Source organism: Paraburkholderia sp. RAU6.4a, from assembly GCF_050435625.1.
Classification (GTDB): domain Bacteria; phylum Pseudomonadota; class Gammaproteobacteria; order Burkholderiales; family Burkholderiaceae; genus Paraburkholderia; species Paraburkholderia tuberum.
In genome coordinates this window covers 1,043,865-1,055,231 of sequence record NZ_JBNDKQ010000003.1, presented here as the reverse complement: position 1 = coordinate 1,055,231, position 11,367 = coordinate 1,043,865, and the positions used below count along the sequence as shown (strand labels likewise).

The 11,367-nt window shown below is 61.6% G+C and carries 11 protein-coding genes; 8 read left to right on the top strand and 3 right to left on the bottom strand.

The window, feature by feature from the left end; genetic code table 11:
- The first annotated feature begins 6 nt into the window (after positions 1–6).
- From OKW40_RS29390 to OKW40_RS29360, 7 genes are all read left to right on the top strand, one after another.
- Positions 7–1,035, top strand: coding sequence for an ABC transporter permease (locus tag OKW40_RS29390; protein ID WP_429493032.1), 1,029 nt, complete (start codon positions 7–9; stop codon positions 1,033–1,035).
- A gap of 117 nt (positions 1,036–1,152) precedes the next feature.
- The gene (locus OKW40_RS29385; protein WP_090807654.1) at positions 1,153–2,094 is read left to right on the top strand and encodes an ABC transporter substrate-binding protein; all 942 of its coding nucleotides are present in this window, start codon (positions 1,153–1,155) and stop codon (positions 2,092–2,094) included.
- Between the two features lie 331 nt (positions 2,095–2,425).
- On the top strand, positions 2,426–4,375 hold the full coding sequence (locus tag OKW40_RS29380) for a putative bifunctional diguanylate cyclase/phosphodiesterase (RefSeq protein ID WP_429493031.1): 1,950 nt from the start codon (positions 2,426–2,428) through the stop codon (positions 4,373–4,375).
- A gap of 29 nt (positions 4,376–4,404) precedes the next feature.
- Positions 4,405–4,827: a hypothetical protein gene (locus OKW40_RS29375; RefSeq protein WP_429493030.1), complete on the top strand. Its 423-nt coding sequence runs from the start codon at positions 4,405–4,407 to the stop codon at positions 4,825–4,827.
- 115 nt (positions 4,828–4,942) lie between these two features.
- Complete coding sequence (locus OKW40_RS29370; RefSeq protein ID WP_184072767.1) at positions 4,943–5,167, top strand: hypothetical protein; 225 nt, start codon at positions 4,943–4,945, stop codon at positions 5,165–5,167.
- 231 nt (positions 5,168–5,398) lie between these two features.
- Positions 5,399–7,105, top strand: a complete 1,707-nt coding sequence (locus OKW40_RS29365) for a fibronectin type III domain-containing protein (RefSeq protein WP_429493029.1) — start codon at positions 5,399–5,401, stop codon at positions 7,103–7,105.
- A gap of 203 nt (positions 7,106–7,308) precedes the next feature.
- Positions 7,309–7,749, top strand: a complete 441-nt coding sequence (locus OKW40_RS29360; RefSeq protein WP_429352925.1) for a hypothetical protein — start codon at positions 7,309–7,311, stop codon at positions 7,747–7,749.
- Between the two features lie 66 nt (positions 7,750–7,815).
- Here OKW40_RS29360 and OKW40_RS29355 read toward each other — a convergent pair whose 3' ends face one another.
- A complete protein-coding gene (locus OKW40_RS29355; protein ID WP_429493028.1) occupies positions 7,816–8,967 on the bottom strand; it encodes a peptidyl-alpha-hydroxyglycine alpha-amidating lyase family protein in 1,152 nt (383 codons plus the stop codon).
- Positions 8,968–9,239: 272 nt separating this feature from the next.
- On the opposite strand from OKW40_RS29355, the gene OKW40_RS29350 reads away from it, so the two are divergent.
- Complete coding sequence (locus tag OKW40_RS29350) at positions 9,240–9,533, top strand: DUF1330 domain-containing protein (protein WP_018423759.1); 294 nt, start codon at positions 9,240–9,242, stop codon at positions 9,531–9,533.
- A gap of 51 nt (positions 9,534–9,584) precedes the next feature.
- On the opposite strand, the gene OKW40_RS29345 is transcribed toward OKW40_RS29350, so the two are convergent.
- The gene (locus OKW40_RS29345; RefSeq protein ID WP_090807642.1) at positions 9,585–10,436 is read right to left on the bottom strand and encodes a carbohydrate ABC transporter permease; all 852 of its coding nucleotides are present in this window, start codon (positions 10,434–10,436) and stop codon (positions 9,585–9,587) included.
- A complete protein-coding gene (locus tag OKW40_RS29340) occupies positions 10,433–11,323 on the bottom strand; it encodes a carbohydrate ABC transporter permease (protein ID WP_090807639.1) in 891 nt (296 codons plus the stop codon). The genes OKW40_RS29345 and OKW40_RS29340 overlap by 4 nt, the downstream gene beginning before the upstream one ends.
- Positions 11,324–11,367: the final 44 nt, after the last annotated feature.

Here is an 11,367-nt window from a genome sequence, read left to right as displayed (position 1 = left end):
TACGACATGACATTGCGAACGGATACCGCGGCGCTGGACAACGAAAGGCGCACTTCCGGGCTGAAAGCCCGAATTTTCGCGCCGACCGCCGTGCAAAAGATGCTCGCGTTCGCGAGCCTCATCCTGCTGCTGGTGTTCTTCAGCTTCGCATCGCCGGCCTTCATGCAGATTGACAACATTCTCGGCATTTTTCAGGCAACAGCTGTGAACGGCGTGCTGGCGATCGCCGCCACGTTCGTGATCATTACGGGCGGCATCGATCTGTCGGTCGGTACGTTGATGACATTTACCGCCGTGATTTGCGGCGTGTTTCTCACGTACTGGCATCTGCCGATGTGGACGGGCGTGCTCGCGGCACTCGCGACGGGCGCGGTATGCGGCACGGTATCGGGCACGCTGACCGCCAAAATGAAGATCCCGCCATTCATCGCGACGCTCGGCATGATGATGTTGCTCAAAGGTCTTTCACTCGTCGTGTCGGCGGACAAGCCGATCTATTTCACCGATACCGAGAACTTCTACCGTATTTCCCAGGATTCGCTGATCGGCTATTTCCTGCCGGGCGTGCCGATTCCGAATGCGGTACTGATCCTGTTCTTTCTCGCGATCGTCAGCTCTATTACGCTCAATCGCACCGCGCTCGGCCGCTATACGTTCGCACTCGGCAGCAATGAGGAAGCGGTGCGGCTCTCGGGCGTCAATGTCGATCGCTGGAAGATCGCGATTTACGGCGTGGGTGGCGCTATCTGCGGCATCGCGGGTCTGCTGATCGCGTCGCGGCTCAATTCGGCGCAGCCGGCGCTCGGTCAAGGCTACGAGCTCGATGCGATCGCGGCGGTCGTGATCGGCGGCACGTCGTTGAGCGGCGGTTCGGGAACGATACTCGGCACCATCATCGGCGCTTTCATCATGAGCGTGCTGACCAACGGACTGCGCATCATGTCGGTCGCGCAGGAGTGGCAGATCGTCGTGACCGGTTTGATCATCATTCTGGCGGTGTATGCGGACATCCTGCGGCGCAGCCGGAGAAGTTGACGCAGGAGCAGAAGCAGCAAATAAGCAGGGAACGCAGGAGCAGGAGAGAGAGGGCACGTGAAGGCTCCCTCGAAAGCTCGATAGCGGCTTGATAGCCCAACCATTGGAGGAGGCCCCATGTTGAAGAGAAGACTGATCGGTATCGTGGTCGGTGTCGGTGCGCTCGTCGGCGGAAGTAGTCTCGCGTATGCGGACGAGCCGTATATTCCGCTTATTTCGAAAGGCTTCCAGCATCAGTTCTGGCAAGCCGTCAAATCGGGCGCCGAGCAGTCCGCGAAAGCGAACAACGTCAGGATCACGTTCGAGGGACCGGAAACGGAAGCGATGGTCGATAAGCAGATCGACATGCTGTCGGCCGCGCTCGCGAAGAAGCCGCAGGCGCTCGGCATCGCGGCGCTCGACAGTAAGGCGGCCATCCCCTTGCTCAAGCGCGCCCAGAACGAAAAGATTCCAGTGATTGCATTCGACTCGGGCGTCGACAGCGATATTCCGTTGACGACCTGCTCGACGGACAACGTCGCCGCCGCCGCGCTCGCCGCCGACAAGATGGCCGCGCTGATCGGCAATTCCGGCGAAGTCGGCGTGATCGTGCACGACCAGACGAGCCGCACTGGTGTCGATCGCCGCGACGGTTTCGTCAATCAGATCAAGTCGAAGCATCCGAACATCAAGATTGTGTCCGTGCAATACGGCGCCGGCGATCACCTGAAGTCCGCGGAAATCGCCAAGACCATGATCCAGGCGAATCCGAACCTGAAGGGTATCTTCGGTGCAAACGAAGGTTCCGCGGAAGGCGCGGCGATCGGCGTCAAGGAATCGGGCAAGAAACTCGTGCTGATCGGCTTCGACTCCGGCAAGGAGCAGAAGGAGAACATCATGTCGGGCTTGATGGCCGGCGCGATTACGCAGAATCCGGTCGGTATCGGCAAATGCACGGTCGACTCGGCGGTCAAGGCGCTGCACGGCGAGAAGCTGCCGAAGAAGATCGACACCGGTTTTTACTGGTACGACAAGACCAACATGAACGATCCGAAGATCGCAGCCGTGCTGTACGACTAAGCGAGGCCGGCGATCGCGACTCGGCAAGCCGAGGCTGCGACAATCATCAAAGAGGGAGAGCCACGATCTTCCTCTTTTTTTATTGCCGTTCCGCAACTTCGGAATCGCGCTATATCGAGCGGTCCGTTGTGCCGCAACAACATGTTATCCGAACGCTCGTACTCCATCGAGCAAGTCGGGATTCGCGCTCATGCAGTGCTTTTGATCCACGGCTGCCGGTCATTTCACACCATTGCATGCATTAATCTGATACTTTATGTTGATGTAATCGCTGCACGAGCCGTCCATTCGCATGCCGATTCGGACCCACCCACCGTCGAATGCGCAGGTCATGGCTTTTACCGAACCAAGGTCTCCATTTTCCAGGTGGGTCGTGTCCTCGGCCCAGAACCTGAGTCCGGACAACCGGCAGATCCTGCTTGCCAACCTGTTCACGCGAACCGCATCGATCGTTTTCGCGTCGATTTGCGAAATCAGCGTATGCGCAACCGCGTATTATCTTTATCCGATTCCTCTATATGCCGCGTGGGGTATTGCGGTCGTCGCATTGCTGATCGCGCGGCTCACGCTGATCTGGTTATGCCGCACGCGGGCAGCCCTTGGGCTGCCCACGCCGACTTCCGCGTTTATTTTCGCGAGTCTGTTGTGGAGCGCGTTATTCGGGTTTGGCACATTCCTGTGCAATATCAGCGGAAGTCCCACGCTTTTTCTGCTTGGAAACGTCTGTGCGGTCGGTGTGATCGGCGGATTGTCCGGACGCAATGCGGGCACGCCGCGGCTTGCGTTATTGCAGATCGTTTTTATTCTCGGCTTTCTGAGTGTCGGCGCGGCGATGTCGCCGGGCAATGGCAAGCTCGTGCTGCTATTTCAGGCTCCGTTTTGCGCGGCCGGCTTCTTCACGGTCGCGCTGCGCAGTAATCGCGACACCGTTGCGTTGCTGCTCGCGCGGGAAAACAGTCATCGCCTCGCGCGCCAGGATAGCCTGACCGGTTTGCCGAATCGCGCGCGTATCAACGAGCTGCTGATCGAACGCACCGGCGAGAGTTCGACGCGGCAGGGCGAGGCGTTCGCGGTGCTGCTGATCGACCTCGACGGCTTCAAGGCGATCAACGACAGTCTCGGTCATGCCGCCGGCGACCAGATTCTGCAGGAAGCGGCCTCCCGTTTGCGCGATCTGCTGCCGAGCGGCGACCACGTTGGCCGCCTGGCGGGCGACGAGTTCGTCGCGATTTCGGACGACGCCGGGCAGCTTCGCGACGTGCGCGTGCTGGCCGATCGCATCGTCAGAACGCTGGCGCGGCCGTTCGTGTTGAGCGAAGCGCTCGTGCATATCGGCGCGAGCGTCGGCATCGCGCTCTATCCCGAACATGCAAAAACGGGTCCGCAATTGCTGATCTGCGCGGACCGCGCGTTGTACGGCGTCAAGCGCAGCGGCAAAAGCGCGTTTGCGATTTTCGATGCCGAGAAGCACGTATCCGACGAAAGCCTGAGCCTGCTGCGCAGCGACCTCGAAGGCGCGCTGAAGTCGTTCGATGGTTTGCGCATGGAGTATCAGCCGATCATCGATCTGCATACCGGCGCGGTAGCGGGCCGCGAGGCGCTGATTCGCTGGGCCCATCCGACGCGCGGCGAGTTGTCGCCGTCCGCGTTCATTCCGACCGCCGAGCGCACCGGCCTGATCCTCGCATTGGGTGAATGGGTGCTGCTGCAATCGTGCATGGCGGCGTCGGCGTGGCGCGACAAGGTGATCGTCGCGGTCAATGTATCGCCGGTGCAATTGCGCGAGGAATCGTTCGCATCGACGGTGACGGCAATACTTCGGAAAACGAGGCTGCCGCCGACGCGGCTCAATCTCGAGGTCACGGAAACGGCACTGCTGAACGACGACGAAGTGACTCGCCGCAATATCACCAGATTGCGCGCATTGGGTATCGGGCTGGCGCTCGACGACTTCGGCACCGGCTTTTCGACGATGTCCACGCTCGTGCGCTTCTCGTTCGACAAGCTGAAGATCGACAGTTCGTTCGTCCGCGAGTCCGTGCATCGGCGCGAATCGGCGGCCGTGGTGCGCGGCATCGTCGCGCTGGCGCGCGAGATCGGCATGCCGACCACGGCCGAGGGCATCGAAACCCAGGAGCAGCTCAATTTCGTGCGCGTATGCGGTTGCACGCATGCGCAGGGTTATCTGCTCGGCAAGCCGATGTGCAACGAAGAAATCGAGCAGTGCGAAGCGGTGCTCGACGCGCGTGTCGCCGACAAGGCCGCGCCTGCGGACTTTTGATATCCGTTACCGATGCGATCGAGGTCGTGATGTCGTCTCCCTTGCAATTTCAACTGCGAATCACCGCGTCGATGGAACTTGCCAACTCGCTGCGCGCGGACCCTTCGTGCGCCGCGCATCCAGCGCTACGTGCCATTTTGCAAACGCATCACGCAACGCTCAAATGCCAGTTCGATGCATTCGCGGACTACGTGAGCGAAGCGCAGAGAATGGGCATCGAGAACTACCCGCTTTATCAATGGACACGGCAAACCATCGAGAACCCGCAGAAGAAAGCGAAGTACCTGCAGTCGTTCACGCTCCATGTGAATGGCGACGAAGTGTATGACAAGGACGTCGCCGATGCTCTCGAGGCCGGCTTGTCGAAGCTGATCGACGCGAACGGTATTGTTCGCGTGTCACGGTACGACACGAATCCCGGAAACAATCCGCAGCCGCCCGCGCGCGTGTGAGGCAGCCGCTTAAATTTCAGTCCGAAAGCTTCATGGTCAAGCGGTTTAACATTTGAGGACATGCCGCGAAGTTCGTGAGACGATGCAATTTCACTTATTTTTGTGGGAGCACGACATGGGACTTCTGGACGAAGTGGGCAAGATTGCCGGTGCGGTTGCCGCCGTTGAAGCCGCGGAGAAAGTCGATCCCGAAGCGGGTCTGCTGACCAAAGGCGTGGCCGCTATCGCCGGTTTCGAAGGCGCTGGAAAGCTGGAATCGCTGGTGGAAAAGAAAGAAGAAGAGAAGCAGGACGACGCCGACAACGCTCAAGCCGCGGACGATACAAGCTCCCAGACCTGAACGGACGTCAAGCGGATTGCCGGTTGCATGCGCGCGATCGAATCACGCGCTGCACCGGCAATCTGTGTTTATAAACCTTTCGATATCGAACTCTCCTTCCGCTATTCGCCCGATGTTTCATCGGGCTGTCATCGCCGTCCGGCTACGATCGTCCGTCACTTTCCGTCCGCGCTCGCCCCGCGGGGCGTTGTTTTGCGCTGGCATTCTTCCACCTGAACAACCATACCGGACATGTCGAACAGAAAAATCGTCAAGACAACGCCTGCCGATGAGCACGGCGCATCGATCGTCTCGCGTCGCGGCTTTCTGAAGTTCGCCGGCGCATCGAGTCTCGCGACGGCGGCGGGCGCGCTCGCATCGACCGCGCGCGGCGCCAATAGCGGCACACCCGATGGCACGCCCGAACAGATCCATCTGACCTGGGGCCGCGACCCGACGAGCGAAATTACCGTGTCGTGGTCGTCGCTCGCGCCCGCGGTCAATCCGCAGGTGCGCATAAGCGGCGTCAATAACGGGGACCACGCGAAACATACGGTGCACGCGGTGCAAAGCACGTACACCGACGGCATCAACGGCGAGGTCGTATTCAACTATCACGCGCGCGTGCGCGAGTTGAAGGCCGACACGAGCTATCAGTACGAAGTGACGGCCGATAACGACGGCAATGCAGCGCAACCCTTCACCGCGAGTTTTCGTACCGCGCCGCGCGGCCGCGCGCCGTTTCGCTGGACGAGCTACGGCGATCTCGCTACGCCGAATACGAACTGGGTGCTGTCGTCGCCGCAAAGCCGCTTCGCGGTGGCGGCCGTCGAGCGCTTTCAGCCGCTCTTCCATCTGCTGAACGGTGACCTCTGCTATGCGAATCTGAATCCGACGCAGCAGCCCGAGGTGTGGCGCGACTTCGGCGACAACGCGCAGACGTCGGCGTCGAACCGGCCGTGGATGCCGTGTCCCGGCAATCACGAGCTCGAATTCAACAACGGCGAGCAGGGCCTTGCGTCGTATCTGTCGCGCTACGTGCTGCCCGATAATCACACGCGTTTTCCGGGCCGCTGGTACAGCTTCCGCGTCGGCTCGGTGCTGTTCATTTCGCTCGATGCGGACGACGTCGTCTATCAGGACGCCGCCGCTTTCGTCGCCGGGCCCGCGCCGCTGACGCCGGTCGCGAGTACCGGCAATCCGCCGATTCCGGCGGGCACGTCGCTATACGTGCGCGGCTATAGCAATGGCGAGCAGACACGCTGGCTCGAAAAAGTGCTGCAGCATGCATCGCACGATAACGACGTGGACTGGATCATCGTGCAGATGCATCAGGACGCGCTCAGCTCGTCGAAGACCGGCAATGGTTCCGACAAGGGCATTCGCGAAGCGTGGCTGCCGCTGTTCGATCGCTATGGTGTGGACCTCGTGCTGTGCGGTCACGATCACGACTACGAGCGCAGCTATCCGGTGCGCGGTTGTAATCACAACAAGGGCACCGACATCGCGACGGGGCACCCGGTCGATACGTTGCAGCCCAAGCCGATCATGTCGGCGGTATCGGCGGGTGCATCGACGTTCGATACGAGCCACGGCACGATCCACCTGATTCTCGGCGGCGGCGGCACGAGCGCGCCGCTCGACGTGTACGGCGTCGATACCGGCACAGGCCTGCCGCAAGCGCGCATCTTCACGAAGCCGAATCGCCCGGTGCCGTCGACGACCGCGGGCACGTTCGTGCGCGCGAGCGCCGACGCGGTCGAAGACGCGATCTGGTCCGCCCAACGCGACACCGGCACCGGTTACGGCATCGCGGTGTTCGATTACGATCCGGGGCAGCCCGGCGGCGACACCACGATCACGATGAACTACTACCATGCGCCGGGCGCGGATCAGACGCCGACACCGGAATATGATCTGTTCGAGACGATCGAATTGAAGAAGAAGCGGCGCGGGTAGAAGGATAGATTCGATTCACTGATCGGCATTCAATTTTCAGGGGCCGCTCATCACGAGCGGCCCTTGTTTTTTCACGGTCACCGCAAAAAACAATGCCCCATTCATTTTGTTACACGTCTTACCGCCACGGACTGTCGTGGTTACAAAGGCCTTTCGAAAGCCCCGCTATACTCGGCGCCGTCTCACTAAAACAAAGACCCGATATGTCGAAGAAAATCATCCAGATGGTTGCCGTGGCTGCATTGAGCGCCGCGGCGTCGTTGCCGGCACTCGCCGGTGATATGAACAACATGCTCGGTGGCGCGCTCGGTGGCGTCGCTGGCGCGGCAGTCGGCGGCGCGGTGGGCGGCAGCACCGGCGCGGTGATCGGCGGCGCGGTGGGCGGCGGGGCGGGCGGCGCGGTCACGTCGAATCGTCACGAACGTACCGGCGCGATCATTGGCGGCGCGCTCGGTGGCGGGGCGGGCACCGCGGCCGGCAACGCGATGGGCGGCCGCACCGGCGGCCTGGTCGGCGCCGCGCTCGGCGGCGGCGCGGGTTCGGCGCTCGGCGGCAACATCTCGCGCTCGAACTCGTATGCCAACGACTACTCCCGCGGCCACCAATCGGGCAAGCACCATCATAAGCATCGTCGTTACGACTGAGACGGCACGACATCGACAGGGCCGGTCCGCGTCCGCATCACAGACGAATGCAGCGGCCCTCGTCCATCACGCATGCAGAACCAGTTTCTGAATACGCCAGTTCAGCAACTCGGCAACGAATAATACGTTTTCCGAAGGACACGCCATCTCGTGAATCCAGCCGAACTGCTTCGGCTGTTTGCCCGCTTTGCCAAGCACACCGAGCACTTTGCCGTCGAGCGTCATCTTGTAGATGCGGCCCGGAAACGCGTCGGCGCTATAGAGCACCTGATTCGGTCCCGGCGAGATGCAGATCGCCCAGGGCGAGCCCGGCGCGAACGTGCCCGCGGCGAGGTCCGCTTCACTCGGCATGTTACCGATCGCGGGGCGCGCGTCCGGCGGCACCGGTACGTCGATCGTGAACTGGCGCAGGAACGTGCCCTCGGTATCGAACACCTGGATGCGCCGGTTGCTGCGATCGGCCACATAAACGTGGCCGTGCGCATCCACCGCGATGCTATGCGGCGTATGGAACTGCCCCGGTCCCGTGCCGCGATCGCCCCATGACTTCAGCCAGTTGCCGTCGCGATCGACCTTCGCGACGCGCGAGTTGATGTATCCGTCGCTGATATAGGTGTTGCCCGCCTTGTCCCACGCGACGTCGGTCACCTGGCGAAAGCGTCCGGGTTCGGACGGCAGCGGCGGATTCGGATGCTTGAGCGGCGCGGTCTCCTCGTCCGATGCTTCCTGCTTGCGGCCGAACACCATCGCAACGCGTCCTTCCGGCGTGAACTTGATCACCATGTCCGAGCCCTTGTCGGTGACCCAGATGTTGTCGTGCCGGTCCACCTTCACCGTGTGCGCGAACGACCACGCATACAGGTTGTGGCCGATCTCGCGCACGAAGCGTCCATCGGGCGCGAACTCGAGCAGTTGCGCGGCGGCCGCGCCATATGCGGGGCCGGTGGTGTTGCCGCGCGACAGCACGAAGATATGGCCATGCGAATTGAGCGCGACGCCCGAGCATTCACCGAAGTACCTGTCGTTCGGCAAACGTACGGGGTTGGCAATCGAGTCATAAGCAATCGTGGGCACGGCGGGTGTGTCCGCGGCGAACGCGGACGGCATGGCGATTCCGGCGGCGCTACCCGCAAGCAGGCTCATGAAAGTCCGTCGGCTCATCGCCCGGTGGTCGGGACCGCCGCAGCATGCACAAAACGACTCGTATCGCTCGCTCATTCGTTGTCTCCTTTGGTCCATCGCTTGAAGTGTGCAAAGGCAAGCCTAGTGCACAAAACGTTTAATGGCTAAATCGTTTTGGCGATGCTGAAAGAGACACTTCCCGTTATGCGCGATCACGTGCTGGTGGTGGCAGATGCTGTCCAGGTCGCGGCGCGCGGCGGCGCGGTACCGCTCGGCGTCGCGAGCCAGCCCGCTTTGCTACTATGTAAGACCGCGACTGCTTAGGTCCGCTTTAGTCCCGCGTTGGTCCATCACACAAGGAGATTCGAATGAGCAAAGGTTATTGGGTATCGTCGTACCGCAAGACGAACGATCCGCAGAAACTGGCCGCATACGCGCAACTGGCCCCTGCCGCGGTGGCGGCGGCGGGCGGCAAGTTCCTCGTGCGAGGCGTGGCGGACGAGGCGCGCGAGCAGGGCCTCAAGGAGCGCACGGTCGTGATCGAGTTCCCGACGTACGAGGCGGCCGTCGCCGCTTACGAAAGCGAGGAGTACAAGAAGGCGCTGGCCGCATTGGGCGATGGCGTCGAACGCGATCTGCGCATCGTGCGCGGCACCGACTGACGCGCGACCCGCAAGCGAACACTGCGCGGCAAGTAAGTGCCGCGCAGTCACTCACTTCACCGCGCCGAGCGCGAGCCCCTTCACCATATAACGCTGCAACCACGCAAACACGATCGAAACCGGCAACGTCGCGCACAAGGTCGCGGCCATCACCAGATGCCATTCGACCACGTACTTGCCCGCGACCATATCGGTCACCTGCACGGTCAGCGTCTTGTTTTCCGGCGAGCGGATCAGCGTATAGACGACCGCGAACTCGTTCCACGCATTGATGAACGTGAAGATGGCGGTCACGACGATTGCCGGCACCGCGAGCGGCAGAAACACCTTGAACACCGCGCGCGTGCGGCTGCAGCCTTCGAGCCACGCGGATTCCTCGAGATCCTGCGGCACGGTCTGAAAGTACGACGACAGCATCCACACCGCGAACGCGATATTGAACGCCGCGTACGACACGATCACGCCGATCCTCGAATCGACCAGGTTGCCGTCGCCCCACGGAATCATCGCCGCGAGCCGGAATAGGCCGACCACCAGCAGGATCGGCGACAGCATCTGTGTGACGAGCAGGAACTGCCGATACAGGCCGCGTCCGCGAAATGGGAAGCGCGCGAGCGCGTAAGCGGCGGGCAGGCACACCGCGAGTGCGAGCGCGGTGGACAGGAAACTGATGATCGTGCTGTTGCGCAGCGCGACGCCGAAGTTGGCCGCGTCCCACATGTCGATGAAATTGCGCCACTGCCACTGCACCGGCAGCCAGCGCGCCGGATAGACGAAGATCTCCGAGGCCGGTTTGACCGCGGTGAAGAACATCACCGCGAACGGAAACAGTATGACGATCACGAGCGGCGTCAGCGCGATCCAGCACCACAGCGAGCGTTTCGTCTTCGCGCTCAGACTCATGATGGCACTCCTTCTTTCGCGCGTTGCAGACGCAGATAAGCGATCGAGAACACGAACAGCATCACGAGCATGATCAGCGAAACGGCGGCCGCTTCGCCGGGCCGTCCGAGCCGGAAGCCGAGTTCGTACAGGTAGGTGACGAGGATGTGCGTGCTGTTGTCGGGGCCGCCTTGCGTCATCACCCAGATGATCGGAAACGAGTTGAACACGTAGATCACGTTCAGCAGGATCGCCATGTTGATGAACGGGCGCAGCAGCGGCATCGTCAATTGACGGAACTGCTGCCAGGCGCTCGCGCCGTCGATACGCGCGGCTTCGTAGATATCGCTTGGCACCGAAGACAGGCCGCCAAGAAAAATCGTCACCGTAAACGGAATCGACACTAGAATGCCGACCGCGATTTCGACGGGGAACGCGAACTCGGGCGTAGCGAGCCAGTGAATCGGCCCGCCGATCAGGCCGAGCCGCTGCAGGGTGACATTGACCATGCCGTAGTCGTCGTTGAAGGCCCAGCGCCAGACGACGGCGGTCATCGTCAAAGAGACGGACCACGGCAGCATCACGATCGTGCGCGCCACGCCGCGACCGTGAAAGTCCTGATTCAGAATCAGTGCGACAGGTACCGAGATCAGCACCGTGCCGCCCACCACGCACACGGTCCAGATGATCGTGCGGCGTACCGAATCGAGAAACACCGGGTCCTGAAACACGTTGATGAAGTTCTGCGCGCCGGTGAAGTCGCGGATCGCGCCGAAGCGCGATACCTCATGCAGCGATTGCCACACGATGTTGAAAATCGGATAGCTGATGATGAACAGCGCGAGCACGAGGCTCGGCGCGATCAGCAACCAGGGCGCCTGCGCGCGCGAAGAAACGGAACGGCTCATGCGTGCTCGATCGTAAGACGCGCCCGCTCTCTGGCGGCGGGCAC